Annotated in this window: 21 protein-coding genes; 12 read left to right on the top strand and 9 right to left on the bottom strand. The window is 53.3% G+C overall.

What is annotated here, in order from left to right:
- Nucleotides 1-121: 121 nt before the first annotated feature.
- Nucleotides 122-319 carry a hypothetical protein gene (locus tag LKE08_RS12810; RefSeq protein ID WP_324704620.1) on the bottom strand — a complete coding sequence of 66 codons (198 nt, stop codon included), beginning with the start codon at nucleotides 317-319 and terminating at the stop codon, nucleotides 122-124.
- Nucleotides 320-433: 114 nt separating this feature from the next.
- Between LKE08_RS12810 and LKE08_RS12805 the strand changes: the two genes are divergently transcribed.
- From LKE08_RS12805 to LKE08_RS12765, 9 genes are all read left to right on the top strand, one after another.
- On the top strand, nucleotides 434-1,834 hold the full coding sequence (locus tag LKE08_RS12805) for an HNH endonuclease domain-containing protein (RefSeq protein WP_324704619.1): 1,401 nt from the start codon (nucleotides 434-436) through the stop codon (nucleotides 1,832-1,834).
- Nucleotides 1,835-2,171: 337 nt separating this feature from the next.
- Nucleotides 2,172-2,504: a DUF433 domain-containing protein gene (locus LKE08_RS12800; RefSeq protein ID WP_324704618.1), complete on the top strand. Its 333-nt coding sequence runs from the start codon at nucleotides 2,172-2,174 to the stop codon at nucleotides 2,502-2,504.
- A gap of 80 nt (nucleotides 2,505-2,584) precedes the next feature.
- Nucleotides 2,585-2,908 (top strand): DUF433 domain-containing protein, encoded by a 324-nt coding sequence (locus LKE08_RS12795; RefSeq protein WP_324704617.1) that lies wholly within the window; start codon nucleotides 2,585-2,587, stop codon nucleotides 2,906-2,908.
- A gap of 61 nt (nucleotides 2,909-2,969) precedes the next feature.
- Nucleotides 2,970-3,320: a DUF6883 domain-containing protein gene (locus tag LKE08_RS12790; RefSeq protein WP_324704616.1), complete on the top strand. Its 351-nt coding sequence runs from the start codon at nucleotides 2,970-2,972 to the stop codon at nucleotides 3,318-3,320.
- Nucleotides 3,317-3,634, top strand: a complete 318-nt coding sequence (locus tag LKE08_RS12785) for a DUF4926 domain-containing protein (protein ID WP_324704615.1) — start codon at nucleotides 3,317-3,319, stop codon at nucleotides 3,632-3,634. Before LKE08_RS12790 ends, LKE08_RS12785 begins: the two co-directional genes overlap by 4 nt.
- A gap of 11 nt (nucleotides 3,635-3,645) precedes the next feature.
- On the top strand, nucleotides 3,646-3,945 hold the full coding sequence (locus LKE08_RS12780; RefSeq protein WP_324704614.1) for an element excision factor XisH family protein: 300 nt from the start codon (nucleotides 3,646-3,648) through the stop codon (nucleotides 3,943-3,945).
- Nucleotides 3,933-4,268, top strand: a complete 336-nt coding sequence (locus LKE08_RS12775; protein WP_324704613.1) for a XisI protein — start codon at nucleotides 3,933-3,935, stop codon at nucleotides 4,266-4,268. Before LKE08_RS12780 ends, LKE08_RS12775 begins: the two co-directional genes overlap by 13 nt.
- A gap of 5 nt (nucleotides 4,269-4,273) precedes the next feature.
- A complete protein-coding gene (locus tag LKE08_RS12770; RefSeq protein WP_324704612.1) occupies nucleotides 4,274-5,488 on the top strand; it encodes a cysteine desulfurase family protein in 1,215 nt (404 codons plus the stop codon).
- A gap of 158 nt (nucleotides 5,489-5,646) precedes the next feature.
- A complete protein-coding gene (locus LKE08_RS12765; protein ID WP_324704611.1) occupies nucleotides 5,647-5,982 on the top strand; it encodes a DUF5132 domain-containing protein in 336 nt (111 codons plus the stop codon).
- 188 nt (nucleotides 5,983-6,170) lie between these two features.
- Here the strand turns inward: LKE08_RS12765 and LKE08_RS12760 are convergent, their stop codons facing one another.
- The 8 genes from LKE08_RS12760 to LKE08_RS12725 form a co-directional block, all read right to left on the bottom strand.
- Nucleotides 6,171-6,479: a hypothetical protein gene (locus LKE08_RS12760; protein ID WP_324704610.1), complete on the bottom strand. Its 309-nt coding sequence runs from the start codon at nucleotides 6,477-6,479 to the stop codon at nucleotides 6,171-6,173.
- A gap of 103 nt (nucleotides 6,480-6,582) precedes the next feature.
- Nucleotides 6,583-8,784, bottom strand: a complete 2,202-nt coding sequence (locus tag LKE08_RS12755) for a heavy metal translocating P-type ATPase (protein WP_324704609.1) — start codon at nucleotides 8,782-8,784, stop codon at nucleotides 6,583-6,585.
- Nucleotides 8,781-9,347, bottom strand: coding sequence for an HMA2 domain-containing protein (locus LKE08_RS12750; protein ID WP_324704608.1), 567 nt, complete (start codon nucleotides 9,345-9,347; stop codon nucleotides 8,781-8,783). The genes LKE08_RS12755 and LKE08_RS12750 overlap by 4 nt, the downstream gene beginning before the upstream one ends.
- A 111-nt stretch (nucleotides 9,348-9,458) precedes the next feature.
- Nucleotides 9,459-9,974 (bottom strand): DUF2202 domain-containing protein, encoded by a 516-nt coding sequence (locus LKE08_RS12745; RefSeq protein ID WP_324704607.1) that lies wholly within the window; start codon nucleotides 9,972-9,974, stop codon nucleotides 9,459-9,461.
- Nucleotides 9,975-10,030: 56 nt separating this feature from the next.
- Nucleotides 10,031-10,561, bottom strand: a complete 531-nt coding sequence (gene ftnA / locus LKE08_RS12740; protein WP_324704606.1) for a non-heme ferritin — start codon at nucleotides 10,559-10,561, stop codon at nucleotides 10,031-10,033.
- A 37-nt stretch (nucleotides 10,562-10,598) separates the two neighbouring features.
- Complete coding sequence (locus LKE08_RS12735; RefSeq protein ID WP_324704605.1) at nucleotides 10,599-10,817, bottom strand: FeoC-like transcriptional regulator; 219 nt, start codon at nucleotides 10,815-10,817, stop codon at nucleotides 10,599-10,601.
- 134 nt (nucleotides 10,818-10,951) lie between these two features.
- Nucleotides 10,952-13,300 carry a Fe(2+) transporter permease subunit FeoB gene (gene feoB / locus LKE08_RS12730; protein ID WP_324704644.1) on the bottom strand — a complete coding sequence of 783 codons (2,349 nt, stop codon included), beginning with the start codon at nucleotides 13,298-13,300 and terminating at the stop codon, nucleotides 10,952-10,954.
- Nucleotides 13,301-13,504: 204 nt separating this feature from the next.
- Nucleotides 13,505-14,218, bottom strand: a complete 714-nt coding sequence (locus tag LKE08_RS12725) for a FeoA family protein (protein ID WP_324704604.1) — start codon at nucleotides 14,216-14,218, stop codon at nucleotides 13,505-13,507.
- A gap of 434 nt (nucleotides 14,219-14,652) precedes the next feature.
- Here LKE08_RS12725 and LKE08_RS12720 point away from each other — a divergent pair, with 434 nt between their 5' ends.
- From LKE08_RS12720 to LKE08_RS12710, 3 genes are all read left to right on the top strand, one after another.
- Nucleotides 14,653-14,805 (top strand): hypothetical protein, encoded by a 153-nt coding sequence (locus tag LKE08_RS12720; protein WP_324704603.1) that lies wholly within the window; start codon nucleotides 14,653-14,655, stop codon nucleotides 14,803-14,805.
- Nucleotides 14,806-14,895: 90 nt separating this feature from the next.
- Nucleotides 14,896-15,171, top strand: coding sequence for a PIN domain-containing protein (locus tag LKE08_RS12715; protein WP_324704602.1), 276 nt, complete (start codon nucleotides 14,896-14,898; stop codon nucleotides 15,169-15,171).
- 253 nt (nucleotides 15,172-15,424) lie between these two features.
- On the top strand, nucleotides 15,425-16,314 hold an 890-nt coding region (locus LKE08_RS12710; protein ID WP_324704601.1), incomplete at its 3' end, for a serine/threonine-protein kinase.

The raw sequence follows: 16,314 nt of genomic DNA, 5'->3' as shown, positions 1-16,314 counted from the left end.
TGTCATATTTATATGATTTTGCGACTCAAAAAGCAGCGATTATTTGGTAAAAAATCGCTTTTTCAAGCATTTCATAAAAATCATAACATTCCCAGCCGAAGGGACTGGGAATAAAAATCAATCATTGATCGGCTTTGCGTGTCAAGTCAGGCGGGGGATCGAAAACCACCACGAACCGACCCCAGGGGATCAACCGTCGCAGAAGTCCCAGATGTCCGTCAGCATCCGATCGCTTCCAGAATCGCCCGACGGTGATCCGACGCATATCGGGCAGCAAACGCACCACTGACCAGGTATACAGGCTATCTCGGTATGACATAGGCTGATGAAATCTCAACGGGATGTTATCATATATGTTAACAAATTTCGAGTAAATGTGTATACATAAATGTTTACATTTACGGTTCCCGGCTTCTCTGGCAACATAGAGAACATGGGCAAAGCAGGCGACGCACTCAGACAGACGTTAGAAGACTGCGGGATCAGTCAAAACCAACTGGCGATCGCATTAGACGCCAAACGCACCGTGGTTAACCGATGGTTTCACGGCCAGGTCGATCCCACAGCCGAAACCGTTGTGGATATCGCCCAAGCCCTCGAAGGCATCAACCCAGATGCCTCTCGGCAATTTGTCAGGCTGTATTTGGGGGACTGGATGGCTTTGGAAAAAATCGCACCCGTGGAACAACCCGCCGAACTGCCCCCGTCTGAAGATGTGGATGTGGCGGCACTCTCCGGACTGTTCGCAGATACGACAAATTCTTATAAATATCTGTTCTTCCTGTCTCTGCTGGATATTTTGAGACGCAGAGAGTTTGAGGTTTTATCGTCAATCAGCTTTGAAGAGATCATCGTCGAAATGTTGGCGAATGCCTGGTATCCCCACACTTACTTTAAATTGTCTTTCGGGACGCAGGATCAAATCGCAAAAAAACTGGATTCCTTAAAATTAGAAATTTCCGAACCGATCCTCAAATTTACCGACACCGATAAAAGACTGCTCAGAAAAGCGATTTCTGCCCAAAATTTAAAAGATATTATATCTCATTTTTCTCGATATGTTCCATTTCGGTTAATTGCACCTTTCCTAGAACAAGAAATCAAAGCGGCGGGAGTAAGCCGGGGTCGGGGTAACGAATTGGAATTGGCGATGCCGGGATTGGCGGGGCAGTATTTTAATTCCAAAAAACCGCTGTATTGTTTTGATTCTAGAGAAAAGCAACATTGTCAGGCGATTATCATCCATCCCAGTTGGGCGGAATATTTAGAAAAAAATTATGTGATCGTTCGGGCTTGGGCGGCTTGGGAGTGGTTGGGATATATGCAAAAACGCAACCCCAACACCCCCGCTTTGGTGAATAAATTATTTATGCCCTCCAAGCGGCAACCCCTATCAAAACAAACACAATATTGGAAATTAACCTTAAATCAGCATCCCGAAACTCGCTGCATTTATTCCGGGGAGATCTTAGATTATTCTCGATTCAGCTTGGATCATTATTTGCCCTGGTCATTTGTCGCCCACGATCAATTATGGAATTTAGTTCCGGTAGTCCCAGAAGTCAATTCTGCCAAGTCTAACAATTTGCCATCGTCCCGATATTTCTATCAATTCGTTTATCTTCAGCATTTGGGTTTGGTGACTTCCCACGATTTACTGGCTCAGAAAAAGTGGGAGAAACAAATCGAACCATTTATCAGCGATCTCAATTTATCAACAGAAGACTTACTCGATCGCGATCGCTTGATGAATGCCTATGAATCGGCGATCGGCCCTCTGTTAGGATTGGCAAAAAATCAGGGTTTTTCTCAGGATTGGGTGTATCTGTCTTAATTTCCGATGACCGAATATCCCCCCATCTATCTCGACTGCCACGCCACCACCGCAAGCGATCGATGTTGCATTACATAGGCAACGCCAGCAGCACCGACCCAATTTGAGGCGATCGCGATCGCGGATATGCTATTTTTATAGATATCCTGAGTTGAGGGAAGTTAATCATGAATTTTCAAGAGATTATTGATTCAATTTGTTGATGGACTTACAGGATTTGTTGGGATGTCGGGTGGATATCGTGACGGAAGCGGGGTTGAGTCCTTTGATTCGGCAGCAGGTATTGAGGGAGGCTCAGTTATTATAATGGAGAGAATCCATAACCAAGGAGAAACCCATGACATTTTCAATTCCCCTCGAACCCGTCCCTTTAGAATTCCATCCCGATGGAGTGGTGCGCGTTGGCGGAACGCGAGTCACTTTAGATACCGTTGTTGCCGCTTTTAATCAAGGGGCAACGGCCGAGGAAATTGCATCTCAATATCCGTCTTTACAACTCGCCGACATCTATGCGACGATCGCGTTTTACTTGCGACGACAGGAGGACGTGGAAAACTATTTGCAGCAACGAAAACATCGCGCCGAGGAAATTCGCCGGCAAAACCAGCGTCGATTCGATCCCGAAGGGGTGCGCGATCGCTTGTTGGCTCGTCGGGGTCGCGATCGCTGATGCTAAAATTTATGGCTGATGAAAACTTTAATCCAAGTTAGCCTTTAAGCTACAATAGCAAGAAACAGAACGGAAAGACCATGAAAATTATCGATTATTTTGATGCGATCGCACCCAACGATATTCGGATCAAAAACACGCGAATCGGTATCGAAACGATTCTGTATGAGTACATCTATCGCCGTCGCACCGCCGAGGAAATTGCGATCGCCTACCCATGCCTCACTTTGGAGCAAGTGTACGCCACAATTTTATATTATCTCCACAATCGGGAAGAAGTCAGCCGATACATAGGCAACTGGTTGGAATATTGCCTACAGTCCGAACGTCAACAAGATGAAAATCCGCCGTCATCCGTGAGTCGGTTATTGAAATTAAAAGCAGAACACGAGGTAATGAAGTAAGTCGTTCATGAACGTAAAATATTTACTCGATGTTAAAGTCTCCCACATCCTCGAATGAGCCATGAAACTCAGAGAACTGGTCGATGAAATCCTGATTGAGCGTCGTAAACTCACCGATTATGCTCTTAACCCAGACAACCCAAAAGGCAAAAATAAAGCCTTGATGTTTGCCAAATATTTAGGCTATACAATAGACAACTATCAATTATTACTTGACCAAATTCATCAGAAAGTTCTCGATGCCGAAGCGATCCCCCAAAATCAAGACCAGTACGGTACAAGATACCAAATCGATCTCGAAATTCAAGGAATCGAAACCGCCCAAATCGAAACGGTGCGGACAGGTTGGTTAATTCCCGAAAATTCCAAACAAGCTCGACTGATTACTCTTTTTATTAAAAAGCGATCATGATGAAACCCGAACTCTTTGATATTGTAGAACTCCTCTCGAACTTGCCAGAATATCAGTTATCCATCGGCGATCGAGGTGCGATCGTTGAATGTTTGGATGCCACCCATTTTGAGGTTGAATTTTCCGACGAACAGGGAGAAATGAAAGCTCTCTGTCCGCTTGATATACAGCAATTTATTGTCGTTTGGCAAGCCAAAACAAAACAATGGTTGACCACCACCGATAAAGTTTCATTGTTACTCGAACGACTTCCCGAAGAAAAACAAACAGAACTTTTAAATTTTGCCCGTTCTCTCTATCAACAAGCTCGATAAATTCCTATCCGATGACTGAATCTCCCCCCATCTATCTCGACTGCCACGCCACCACCCCGAGCGATCGCCGGGTGGCGGAATTGATGCTGCATTACATGACAGTAGTGGAGAATGCCTTGGGGCAATATGTGTTATATTATGATATCATGCAAGATATCGAGCCAGAACGGTCGCTGTATCTGGCGATAAAAAAGGATGTTTTTGAAGACATTTTTGAAGAGCCAATTGGCGAGGTTTTGTTGAGAAATAAGCGGTTAAGTTTGATTGTCTTTGACGAAAAAAAGGAGGCGATCTGTCAATGGATATCTTAGATCATTATTATCAAATCATCGCTCCGATTTTGAAGGAATATGCACGATTGCCCTATGCTCACGGCCATTTAGAACGAAAGCTGGCGATCGGGGAAGATCGCAAAAATTATGTTTTGTTGACCGTGGGAGAGGTGAATGGAAAGCGCGTACATGGCTGTATCGTTCACTTGGAAATTGTGGGGGATAAGGTTTGGATTCATGAGGACGGTTTGGAGGATGGAATAGCGGATGATTTGGTGAGGGCTGGAATTCCAAAACATCAGATTGTTTTGGGGTTTCATCCGCCGGAAGTGCGACGTTATACGGAGTTTGCCGTGGGATAAAGAGAATGACCGAATCTTCCCCCATCTATCTCGACTGCCACGCCACCACCCCAAGCGATCGCCGGGTAGCGGAACTGATGCTGCATTACATGACGGTAGAATTTGGGAATGCCAACAGTGTCGATCATATTTGGGGCGATCGCGCCAAAAAAGCCGTATCCAAAGCCGCGATTCAAGTGGCGGAATTAATCGGCGCCTCCCGGAAAGAAATCACCTTCACATCCGGCGCGACTGAAAGCATAAATTTGGCAATTCAAGGGAGTATTTTGGCTGAATCTCTCAATCCCAAAAAACCGCGAATCGCCCTTTCTCCGGTGGAACATAAAGCCGTTTTAGATACCTGTCAGGCTTTAGAAAAAAAAGGAATGGCAGAGTTGATATTTTTGCGGGTTGATTCCCGGGGGAGACTGAACTTAGAAGAAATAGAAAAAGTTTGTGCCGATCGCATTTCCCTCCTGTGCGTGATGGCGGCAAATAACGAAATTGGGACGATATATCCGATCGCGGATATCGGCAAAATCGCCCGAACCCACGACATTCCCTTTTTCTGCGACGGGTCCCAAGCCGTCGGAAAAATCCCCGTCGATTTCGAGGAATCCGGCATCACCTATCTGGCGATTTCCGGTCATAAACTCTACGGCCCGAAAGGAGTCGGCGCGTTGGTGATGCGAAAAGGTTATCACTTGCAACCGATTCGATTCGGTGGCGGACACCAGGGGGGAATCCGTCCCGGAACCCTGAACGTGCCGGGAATTGTCGGGTTGGGGGAAGCCTGCCGCCTGCGGGGTGCGGAGATGGCGGAAGATGAGATAAGGATTGCTAAATTGCGGGATAAATTGCAGAATTTTCTACTTGAAAAAATCCCCGATTTAGTGATTAATGGAGATATTAATAATCGACTGGCGGGAAACCTGCACGTTTCCATTCCCGACGTTCCCAACAGTGCGATTATCGCCCGAGTGCGCGATCGCCTCGCCATTTCCACGGGGGCGGCTTGTTCTTCCGGAGTCGAAGCGCCATCCCACGTTTTGCGGGCGATCGGTTTGCCCCAAAATGCGATCGAAGGTGCGCTGCGAATTGGTGTCGGCAAGTTTACCACCGAATCCGAAATCGATCGCGCCGCCGAGATTCTGGTCAGTGCCATCTATGCCACCCGGGAAGTGATGAAACGGTCAAGCGATCGCGTCACTTTTCCCCCGGCAACAGGACGTTCCAATTGATGACTTTCGCCTCATTTTTTGGCAGTTTGAAGCGATGGCAATCCTTAATTTTTATCAATAACGGAAGCCAAAAAAAATATCCCCGATCGCACCGATATAGAGTAAAATAAATGTGGGATGTCATGCCATTGGCATCCCGGCATAGAAGAGGAACGAAAATGATGGAACAATACAACTATCAGGGGGCAACTGGATTGCGGCAGCGGATCGCCGAGCTGACAGCCAACCCGAATACGAGGGCGATCGTCGTCGGAGTGGCTGCGGTTGCCCTGACGCCGGTGGTTTTACCCCTGGTGAAACCCGTCCTCAAATCGACGCTAAAATCCGGCGTGACACTGTTGGAAAAGACCAAAGTTGCACTGGCCGAGACGGGTGAAGTGATGGCGGATATCGTCGCGGAGGCGAAAGCCGAAGCCCAGGCCGAAAGCCTGCAGCAAAAAGTCGCCCAAACTCCAGCCCTTTCCGCTGCAAAATCCTCGACATCGGAGGATTAAGTCAAACTGACGTTGCCGGCTGAACTTTTTTGGGAACAGAGGGACGGATTCAGACGGCAACGCTTTGATGGCGCTTCGCGCGGGAGTCGGGAGTCGGTATTAGGGAGTCGGAAAAACTCAAACTCCCTTGAAATTGAGGCTTCCTCAATTTGTCAACGCGCGATCGCTTTGTCAGAAAAATAATCGGATCAATTCAACATCGACAGGGGACGAACCTCCGCATCGACGACGCGGGAAGAGGCGGCGGCGGACATCTCCCGCCGCTTCGCCTCGGCGACCCACTGGGACAGGGGAACTTCGGTTCGGCGGGACGGGGGCAATACTTTTTTGACCGGGGTGGCGGGTTGAGATGTTTGGCTGAGACTCGGCAGCAGTTTCGGTCCCAAAACCAGGACGCCCAACCCCACCCAGACGAGGGGGTGATTGCCGTGTCCGCCTTCGAGCATTTCTCGGAAGTGGAAGGTCAGTACCGATTTTTCCAAGTGAACGAGAGACATAGGACGTTGGAGATAACAGTTCTACTGATTCCCAGCGTAGCAGGAATTGCCCGTCAAATGAGAAGCATTGGCAACAATTTGACGGACAAATCCGAAAATCCGGTCAGCCGGAATTCCGCCAATCCAACTGGTGTTCGACCAGGGGCCGCAGGCTGTTCGCCCCCGCCGCGATCGCCGATCCGTTGTGGACGGCCGTTGCCACCAGGGGGTTGAGGCCGATGGTAGAAGCCAACCCCAGGGCGGCGAGGTTGGGGACGACGACGAGGGCGATGTTTTGGTCGATCAGGTTGCGGGTTTGGCGGGAAATGGAAATTGCTTCCAACAAGTCCAATAAGTTGTTGTTCATCAACACCACGTCCGCCGTCTCCCGGGCGATATCCGAACCCCGCTCGAAGGAGATGGAAACATCCGCGTAGGCGAGGGCGACGGAATCGTTGAGGCCGTCCCCGGCAAAGGCGACGGTGCGTCCGGCCCGGTGCAGGTTGCGGACGATGCGGGCCTTTTCGTCGGGGAAGGCTTCGGCGTAGACGCGGGAGGTGGGGATGCTGAGTTTCTGGGCGACCTGGGCGGCTCGCTGGGGGTTGTCCCCGGTGAGCAGGTGCACCTCGATGCCGTAGGATTCTTGCAGGGCGCGGATCAGGCGATCGCTCTCGGGCCGCAGGGGGTCGGTATATCGGATCACGCCCTGGAATTTGCGATCGCAGGCGACATAAATCAACGATTGGGATTCCCCGTCCAACTCGGGCAAACCGCCGCCCCACTCCACGCCGGAGAGTTCCAAAAAGCGTTCGCTGCCGACCCAAATTTCTCGTTCGTCGATGACGGCCCGCACCCCCAGACCCACTTCGTAGAACCATTCCCCCCGGGTGGGAATCGTCAGGCCTTGATTTCGGGCGTATTCGACGATCGCCTCGGCCACCGGATGGGTGAGTCGCTGTTCTGCCGCCGCGGCTAACCGGGCGATCTCGTCGGCGGGCAATCCCCCCTCCACCACTGTCACGCCGGTAATGGCGATGGTTCCTTCGGTGAGGGTGCCGGTTTTGTCGAAAACCACCGTATCCACTTCCGCCAACTGTTCCAGGGTCCGTCCGCTGCGGACCAAAATCCCGTGGCGGGTGGTGTGGTTGAGGGCGCCGAGAAATGCCGTCGGGATGGAAACCCGGATGCCGGTGACGAAATCGAGGGTGAGGATCGCCGCCGCCCGGGCCGGGTCGCGGGTCGCCCCCAAAACGATCGCCGCCAGCAATAGAGACGGCCAGATGAGGCGATCGGCCACTTTTTCGGCGTAGTTCGCCATGCGGGTGTCGTGGACGGGGGCTTTTTGCAATAATTCGATGCTCAACGCCGCCCGGGTCTGCATCCCGACGCGATCGGCCCGCAGGTAAAGCTGTCCGGACCGCAGCAGGGTTGAAGCCAGCACCGATTCCCCCGGACGGCGGACGACGGGCATCGCCTCCCCGGTCAAACTCTGCTGATCGATGACCGCTTCCCCCTGCAATACCGTGCCGTCCACGGGGATCTGTTCGCCGGGATAGACGACGACCGTATCTCCGACTTGGACGCGATCGCTCGGAATTTGTTCCGGTTCGCGATCGGGGTCGTATTTCACCCAGGCGAACCGGCCGATCGCGTCCATCAAAGTCGCCGTCTGCACCTCCGTCGCCCGGGCCGTCCGCTCCCGGATGGCGTCCCCCAACTCGTGCAGCAGGATCACCATCGCCGGGGTGACTAACTTGCCCTGCCCCGCGCTCAAACTCAGGGCCAGAAAATCCAGGCAGTCGATATTCAACCGCCGCCGCACCACCACGCTCTCGAAGGCCCGCCGCGCCACGGGGAACGCCGCCGCCAGAAAGGCAACTCGCGCCACGAGTCGCAGCCCCCCCAGTCGAGGAAACCGACTCAGCAACGCCAGGGAAACGGCAGCAACCGGCAGGCGCAAATTCGATCCCGCATCTTCTTCAGTCGTCTCCTCGGCAGTCGAAAGGTCGGTTTCGGTTTCGTCCCGCCCCGCCAACTGTCGCAAATAGTCCGACACCCGCCGACAAATTTGCGCTTCGACCGAGGATTCCGGAAAGTAGCGGACGACGAGCGATCGCGACATTCGATTGATGCGGATGTCGGTGACGCCGGGGGTGGATTCGAGGACTTCCCGCACCGCCGCCGTGGAGTCTGGATCTTCCCCGAGTAAGGGAATGCGAAATCGGGTCCGCCCCGGAATGCGGTGGACGACCTGGCATTCGCCGGACGATAAAAGGACGGGTGGAAATTCGGAGTTCTCCTCCGGCATTGATTTCAAAGCTGTCATGATGTCGTTTCCGATGCGATCGCTTCGGCTTGTTCCAAAATGTTGAGCAAGTAGATGCCCAACTCCAGTTCGGACACCCCGGCCCCGTCGTATTGAATCACCAAAGATGATGCCGCCCGGTTGATGCGGACGTATTTCACCCGGCTGTCCTCCGAGAGCAATTTTTCCAACCGCTTGGCGTAGAGGGCATCCACCGTCAGGCGGGGAATCCGCAGCCGAATCCGCCCCGGGACGGAATGGACGATGGTGTAATCTTCCTGTTGGCCGGGGGTCGCGCCGTTTTTGTCGGATGCCGGGGCGTCGGCGGTTTGAACCGTCGCGGGGGTGGCGTGGGCCTGCCGTTTCAACTGCCCGACTACCTGGCGGATAATCGCCGCCATCAGCAAATTGACCAGCAAAGCCTGGGCGCCGCGGAGTCGCAGGCGGCTGGTGACGAGTAATCCGGCGACCACCGGCAAAATCGTCACGATTTCATCGTATTCGTCCAAAAATTTGCCCAACTGGGGCGCCAGTTCCGAACCGGCCGAAGGTTGCACCTCTGGTGTTACTGTTGCGTCTGTCATGGTCAATGTACCTTTTTGCTGAATGAAGGAATCCGCAGATTTCGCAGATTTTCGCAGATGATTTTGGTTTGGGAGGTTGAGGTGGAGAAATTAATTATTAATTATCGATGATCAATTGTTTCCCCAGCCGCCTCTGCGGCGGTGTCTGCGACCCCGGCCGCCGCCGCCACCGCAGCCACCTCTCATTCCCTGACGGTGTGGGGATGCCGTGCCGCCCCGTTCGGCACAGCGTCGGAAGGCGGTGAGATGGTTGAATTGGGAGGCTCGCCGCAAGTTTAAGAATACCGTCTGCACGTCGAAATAGTTGCGGGTTTCAGATAGCAACCGCCGGTACATTTCGGCATTCTCTATTTCTCCCCGAACGCCGGCTTCGCAGGCTTCCTGCACGGAGGCGGGAGCTGTCACCCGGGTTTCCCAGTCGTCTTCGGGAATGGGGATTTCGTATCTTTTGAACAGCGGAATTAGCGCCATTATGTGGCGCTTTTCCGATTCGATGATATTGACAAATGGGCGGATTGGACCGAATTTTTTGATGATCTTGCCATAGGTGGCACAGGCTTTATATTCGTCGTTGATGGCTTCCACTAAGGCCCGTTCCAGGGCGGCGCGGTCTGGGCGATCGGACATCTCGAAAATCCTATTTCTACCTCCTCTAATAATTTATCACGATCGGTGTCGGACGGTCATACGGCGGGGGTCATGGATGTGGTTTCTTTGGCTGGGTTGGTGGCTAGGGTGGCGATTTCGCGATCGATGAAAAAGATGCCCTGGCCTTCGGTGCCGATTAGTTCGATTTTGTCGAGAATTCCTTTGAATAAGAATTCCTCTTGGTGTTGTTCGGCGACGTACCATTGCAGGAATTGCAGGGTGGAATAGTCGGGTTCGACGGTGGCGAGGTGGACGAGATCTTTGATTTTGCTGGTGATAAACCGCTCGTGTTCGTAAATTTGCTCGAACAGTTCGTTGAGGGAGTTGAACTGGGTGGGCGGGGCTTCCATGCCGCCCACGACGGCGAGGGCTCCGGTTTCCTGGACGTAGTTGAGGAGGCGGTGCATATGGGTCATTTCTTCGGCGGCGTGTTGGCTGAGAAATGACGCGCAACCGTCGAGGGCTTTGTAGGCGCACCAGGCACTCATTTGCAGGTAGAGATGGGATGAATACATCTCCAGGTTGATCTGGTGATTGAGTTGGTCGGTCATTGCTTTGGAAAGCATTGATTTCGCTCCTTGGGGTTCTATGGAAGGGGGCGGTTTAATGGGCGGTCCATTCGTAAAATTCGATCGCCTCCGGGGCACAACTGTGACAGCCACCGCAGGCTTTTCCGTTAATTTTGCAAACTCGCCCTTTTTGGATGAGTTTACCGAGCATCCCCCGCAGGGCGTCGGCATCGACTTTTAGGGAGTGTTCGAGCTCGGCGAGGGAGGCGCGGCGGTGGGTTTTGAGGTGGTTTTGGAGTTGGGTGAGTATCATGGTTTGGGGGGTGGGGTGTGGGGTGTGGGGTGTGGTTTTAGAAACCGGGTTTTTATCCGAGTGGTTCGGAGGAATTTGAGATGCTGTTAAAAACCCGGTTTCTCAGAAATTGATACTTGGATAATTATCAATTATCAATTGATCTGACGGCGTTTGGCGGCCACTTTCAAGCCGGTCAGGACGGCGGCCATGACCAGGCAGAGTCCGGCGAGGGTGGTTGCCGCTTCGGGATTTTGACCGATCCGGGTGGCTTGGTAGTAGAATGTTGCTACCCAGTAGCCGAGTCCGGTGGTCCAGGCGCCGACGAAGATCGTCCAACCCAGGTTGGTTTCCCGGTAGACGGCGGCGGTGGCGGAGACGCAGGGGAAGTAGAGGAGCACGAACAGGAGGAAAGCGATCGCGGCTTGGGGGGAACCGAAGCGCTTGTACATCTGCCCGAAGGTGGTATAGCTGATTTCTTGGGCTTCTGCCGCGGCCTGTTGGTCGCCGGCGCTATCCATGATACCCAATCCGAGGGGATCTAAGACCTGGTTGCCCAAATCTGCCAAATTGGCGGGGATGGAGGCGATCGCTTCTCCCATGCCGCCCCAGAAGTTGTATGCTTCGGGGGGTTCGGCGGCGAGATTTTCATCCGCCCCGGCTTCTTGGTTGGCCAGTTCCGTATACAGGGCATCCATACTTCCCACCATCACTTCCTTGGCGAAGACTCCGGTGAAGATGCCGACGGTGGCGGGCCAGTTGTCCTGGGTGATGCCCATCGGGGCGAAGGCGGGGGTGATGGTGCGGCTGACGGCGCTGAGGAGGTTGTCCTGGCTGTCGTGCTTGCCGAAGGAGCCGTCGGTGCCCACGGAACTGAGCAGGCCCAAAATCACGACCATGATCACGATCATTTTACCGGCCCGGGTGATGAAGGCCCGCAACCGTTCCCAGGCCCGGATCGCTACGCCTTTGGGGGTGGGGATGTGGTAGGGGGGCAGTTCCATCACGAAGGGGGACGCCTCGCCCTGCAGCAGGGTGTGTTTGAGGACCAGTCCGGTGAAGACGGCGGCGAAAATCCCGATGATGTAGAGCATGAAGACGATATTTTGGCCGTTGCGGGGGAAGAAGGCGGCGCAGAATAGGGCGTAGACGGGAAGCCGTGCCCCGCAGGACATGAAGGGGTTCATCAGCACGGTCATCAGGCGATCGCGCCGATTTTCCAGGGTTCGGGTCGCCATGATGCCGGGGATGTTGCACCCGAAACCGACCATCATGGGCACGAAGGATTTGCCGGGGAGCCCCATGAACCGCATGAACCGGTCCATGACGAAGGCGGCCCGGGCCAGATAGCCGGAGTCCTCTAAAATGGCGAGGCAGATGAACATCAAGCCGATTTGGGGGATGAAGGTGGCGGTGGTTTGGATACCGCCGCCCACCCCGTCGGCCAGAAAACCGATCAGCCAACCGGAGGCGCCGATCTGTTCGAGTCCGTGGGCGATGCCGCCGACGAAAATGGTGCCGAAGGCGATATCGAAAAAGTCGATAAACGCGCCGCCGAAGTTGATGGAGATCAGGAACATCAGGTACATCACCGCCAGGAAGATGGGGATGCCCCAGGCGCGGCTTAACACGACGCCATCGATGCGATCGGACAGGTGCTGCCCCATGACGTTGCCGCGGGCTGTCACGTCTTGCAAGATCTGGTGAATCCAGCTATAGCGGGCGTCGGCGATCAATAAATCGATATCGTCGCCGAGGGTTTGGTGGATGCGGTGGCGGTGGGTGGCGATGCGCCCGAGTACGTCGCGATCGATGTTGGCGTGGCTGTCGTCGTATTGCAGCAGGCCGACACTGAGCCAGCGGGCGTCACTCGGGGAGGTGTCGCCCCTCCGGAGAGCTTCGGAAATGTCCGCTAGGGCGGCTTCGATGACGGGGGGATAGGCGACTTGAGCCTGGGGCAGTTGGGGGGATTGGATGGCGTCGGCGACCACGTCTTTGAGGCGATCGACGCCCCGCCCGCTGCTGGCGCTCATGGGGATGACGGGGCACCCCAGGCGGCGGGAGAGTTGCTCGGCTTCGATCGCAATTTCCCGCTTTTTCGCCAGGTCCATCATGTTGAGGGCGATCGCGATCGGCATCCCCATTTCCAGCAGTTGCGTCGTCAGGTACAGGTTGCGCTCCAGGTTCGACGCATCGACGATATTGACGATCAGTTGCGCTTCCCCGGAGAGCAAATAGTCCCGCGCCACCTGTTCGTCCAGGCCGGTGCTGGCGTCTTCCACGTCCAGGGAATAGACCCCCGGCAGGTCGATCACCGTCACCGTCTGGTTATCGTAACGGTAGCTGCCCTCTTTGCGCTCCACCGTCACCCCCGGCCAGTTGCCCACCCGCTGGCTGCTGCCGGTGAGGGCATTGAACAGGGTGGTTTTGCCACAGTTGGGGTTGCCGACGAGGGCGATGGCGTAGAGGGATTTTTCGGTTTCGGGTCGGCGGTTGAGTTGGATGGATTGACTCACGTCCGGTTCCTCCTTAAGATCTGCTTCTATTGATTCGGCAAGCAGAGCCGTTTCATTCTCGGTTAAAAATTGCCGGGGGCGGTGGGGATAATTGATAATTGATAATTAACAATTAATAATTAATTCCCCCCTTTCTTCCTCTGTTTCCTCTGCTTCCCCAACCATTTCTCAGGGGAGAATGAAACGGCCCTGCTATTCGGCGGGGGCGACTTTTAGGGCATCGGCCTCGTCTTTTCGCAAACTCAGATAGAATCCCCGGACTTGAATCTGGGTGGGGTCTCCGAGGGGGGCGTGGCGGGTGACGGTAAATTCGACTCCGGGCGTCAGTCCCATCGCCAGCAATTTCCGTTTGTAGGCCCGGGCGGTGGGGTCGTAGCCCACGACCCGCAACCGGGAACCGATGGCGGCGTCCCGCAGTGTCACCCGTGGGGTTTCGGTTTGGCTGTTCATTGGCGATCGCTTCCTTTTTGAGTGTTCGGATATCGGTTGTTCTTCGGACTCGGCGGCGTCCGGCGGCGTCTCCCAGACGGGGGCGACTCGGATACATCGCGCCATGTCCGCCCCGAGTCCCAGGCGATGATCGTTCAAAGCGACCATGACGCTGGCATTGCCGGTGCAGCTAATGACATTAATTTCGGTACCGGGCATCAATCCCATCCCCATCAGACGCGCATTCGCCCCGTCGCAGTCGAGGGAGACGATCCGCAGGCGATCGCCCGCCCGGGCGGTGGAGAGGGGGAAACTGTTGGTGTGCGACGGATTTCCGACGGCGACGAGATCGGCTCCAGATGGCTCTCCCGCCCGTTTCTCGGTGCCGTGGTTTCCGATGTAGGTGAATTTTTGCCAAACTGAGTTTCGATCTGAGGGGTTGAAGCTGAGATCGGCGGAAGAGCGATCGGTACCCATAGTTAATTAAGCCTATCGAACGGCAATATTGAGAATCACTTTTAACTAATATCACGAAAGTCAACTCGGTGGACGTTTGATCACCCGATCTTCACAAATTTTTAATTTAACATTTTGGCGATCGCGTCGGACCCATTTGATGCCAAAGTCCCCGTCTGGCGGGGGTTTGGGCGGATTCTCGTCCGGGTGGAAAGGGTGCGATCGGGTTCGGGGGCGGGCGATCGAAACTGAATGACAATTAATTTTTATTAATGACTTGCAATGTTTCGTTGCGATCGGATTCATTTATTTACAATTAATTTAAGAAAACTTAAGATTCGGTTCTCATCCCAAACCCCTCTCCCAATCTCGGAGCCGTTCATTATGCCCGTTGACACTTTGATATTTTTCATTTAAAATTGATGGCAATACAAACCTTTAAACGCCGAATAAAAATGTTAAAAATCGAAACTCATTTGAGCGATCGCACGGCGGAACAATTGGCCGCAATTCAAGAACAAACAGAACAACAGCTTTCCGACATTCTGGGCGCTGCGATTGACAAAAGCTACAACAAGAAAAAAATCGACATCCCTTTGAAAAGTTAGAGCGATCGGGCTTCATCGGCTGTTGCTCTGTCGAAAGCGATCTTTCCAGCAATTATAAATCCGTCCTAAAAACTGAAATGCAAGCCAAGCATGATCGTCGTTGATACGGGATTTTGGTTGGCCCTTGCTGACCGCCGTGACACCCACCACGAAGCGGCAAAACGAGCCTTAAAAAAAGTTGATGAACCATTGATTACAACTTGGTGCGTGGTCACGGAAACTTCTTACCTACTGCTATCTCGCAAAGGAGTCCCCGCCCAGGTTGCTTTTATCAACAGTCTGTGTGATGGTGCATTTGGTGACTTTACAAAAATATATTGGATGGCGAGAGGCGACCCCGAGATTTCGAGGGTTTTAGCGTGTTAAGTTATGTTTCGCCAACGGCGTCAGCGTGTCACAACCCAGCACTGGATTCGACCCTCATCCCCAATGACCCAGCTCAGGGCATCGCCCGACCCTTCTCCCAATCTTGGGCGAGGGGGGAAATATGTAAGCGGTTTGACTTGAAAAACCACGGAGGCACTCCAGGACACGGAGGATTATTTCGTCAAAATAACCTGATTTTGCCATGAAACCATTGAATAAAATCAGGTATCAGTAACCATAACCATCCCGAATCATGAGCCAGTGCCTCAACCCCGACTGTCTCCACCGCAACCCCGACGGTTCCCAGTTTTGCCAGAAATGTGGGGGCAAACTGCGACTCCTCGAACGCTACCAGGCTCAACGCATCCTCGGACAGGGTGGCTTCGGACGCACCTTCCTCGCCGTCGATGACTTCAAACCCTCCAAACCCCCCTGCGTCATCAAGCAGTTTCTCCCCCAAGCGCAGGGAACCGCTACACTACAAAAAGCCGCCGAACTGTTCGACCAGGAGGCGCGGCGCCTGGAAGAACTGGGCAAACATCCCCAAATCCCCGAACTTTTAGCCTATTTCACAGCCGATAACCGGCAATATTTAGTCCAAGAATTTATCGACGGGGAAACGCTGCAACAAGAATTAGATAACAATGGCGTGTTCACCGAGAAGAAAATTCGGTCATTGTTAGAAGATTTATTGATGGTTTTGGATTTTGTCCACAGTGAAAAAGTCATTCACCGGGACATCAAACCGGAAAATATCATCAGACGAAAAAGCGATAAAAAATTAGTCTTGGTGGATTTCGGTGCCGCCAAACAGATGTCGCGCACGTCCCTCAGTGTCACCGGAACGGTTATCGGTTCGGCGCAATACTGCGCCCCAGAACAGGCAGTGGGAAAACCCAAATATACCAGCGATTTATATAGTTTGGGTGTCACCTGCTTGCATTTGTTGACTCAGATGAATCCTTTTGATTTGTATGATGCGATGGAGGTGGAATGGGTCTGGCGAGATTATTTGAATGGAAATCCGGTCAGTGACTCATTCGGCAAAATTTTAGACCGTTTGGTTGAAACCAAACCCAAAAGTCGCTATCAGTCCGTCGCGGAAGTTTTGGCAGATTTACAACCTTCGTCGGGTACAGTTCC

This window comes from Lyngbya sp. CCY1209 (assembly GCF_035615495.1).
Taxonomy (GTDB): Bacteria; Cyanobacteriota; Cyanobacteriia; order Cyanobacteriales; family Microcoleaceae; genus Limnospira.
Note: the sequence above shows the minus strand (reverse complement) of the source record. Positions and strands in the feature narration are given on the sequence as shown.

What these genes read in the sequence shown, in the direction of transcription:
- LKE08_RS12810 (WP_324704620.1), bottom strand. Translation starts at nt 319, where the DNA reads ATGTCATACCGAGATAGCCTGTATACCTGGTCAGTGGTGCGTTTGCTG.
- LKE08_RS12805 (WP_324704619.1), top strand. Translation starts at nt 434, where the DNA reads ATGGGCAAAGCAGGCGACGCACTCAGACAGACGTTAGAAGACTGCGGG.
- LKE08_RS12800 (WP_324704618.1), top strand. Translation starts at nt 2,172, where the DNA reads ATGACATTTTCAATTCCCCTCGAACCCGTCCCTTTAGAATTCCATCCC.
- LKE08_RS12795 (WP_324704617.1), top strand. Translation starts at nt 2,585, where the DNA reads ATGAAAATTATCGATTATTTTGATGCGATCGCACCCAACGATATTCGG.
- LKE08_RS12790 (WP_324704616.1), top strand. Translation starts at nt 2,970, where the DNA reads ATGAAACTCAGAGAACTGGTCGATGAAATCCTGATTGAGCGTCGTAAA.
- LKE08_RS12785 (WP_324704615.1), top strand. Translation starts at nt 3,317, where the DNA reads ATGATGAAACCCGAACTCTTTGATATTGTAGAACTCCTCTCGAACTTG.
- LKE08_RS12780 (WP_324704614.1), top strand. Translation starts at nt 3,646, where the DNA reads ATGACTGAATCTCCCCCCATCTATCTCGACTGCCACGCCACCACCCCG.
- LKE08_RS12775 (WP_324704613.1), top strand. Translation starts at nt 3,933, where the DNA reads ATGGATATCTTAGATCATTATTATCAAATCATCGCTCCGATTTTGAAG.
- LKE08_RS12770 (WP_324704612.1), top strand. Translation starts at nt 4,274, where the DNA reads ATGACCGAATCTTCCCCCATCTATCTCGACTGCCACGCCACCACCCCA.
- LKE08_RS12765 (WP_324704611.1), top strand. Translation starts at nt 5,647, where the DNA reads ATGATGGAACAATACAACTATCAGGGGGCAACTGGATTGCGGCAGCGG.
- LKE08_RS12760 (WP_324704610.1), bottom strand. Translation starts at nt 6,479, where the DNA reads ATGTCTCTCGTTCACTTGGAAAAATCGGTACTGACCTTCCACTTCCGA.
- LKE08_RS12755 (WP_324704609.1), bottom strand. Translation starts at nt 8,784, where the DNA reads ATGACAGCTTTGAAATCAATGCCGGAGGAGAACTCCGAATTTCCACCC.
- LKE08_RS12750 (WP_324704608.1), bottom strand. Translation starts at nt 9,347, where the DNA reads ATGACAGACGCAACAGTAACACCAGAGGTGCAACCTTCGGCCGGTTCG.
- LKE08_RS12745 (WP_324704607.1), bottom strand. Translation starts at nt 9,974, where the DNA reads ATGTCCGATCGCCCAGACCGCGCCGCCCTGGAACGGGCCTTAGTGGAA.
- ftnA (WP_324704606.1), bottom strand. Translation starts at nt 10,561, where the DNA reads ATGCTTTCCAAAGCAATGACCGACCAACTCAATCACCAGATCAACCTG.
- LKE08_RS12735 (WP_324704605.1), bottom strand. Translation starts at nt 10,817, where the DNA reads ATGATACTCACCCAACTCCAAAACCACCTCAAAACCCACCGCCGCGCC.
- LKE08_RS12725 (WP_324704604.1), bottom strand. Translation starts at nt 14,218, where the DNA reads ATGGGTACCGATCGCTCTTCCGCCGATCTCAGCTTCAACCCCTCAGAT.
- LKE08_RS12720 (WP_324704603.1), top strand. Translation starts at nt 14,653, where the DNA reads ATGTTAAAAATCGAAACTCATTTGAGCGATCGCACGGCGGAACAATTG.
- LKE08_RS12715 (WP_324704602.1), top strand. Translation starts at nt 14,896, where the DNA reads ATGATCGTCGTTGATACGGGATTTTGGTTGGCCCTTGCTGACCGCCGT.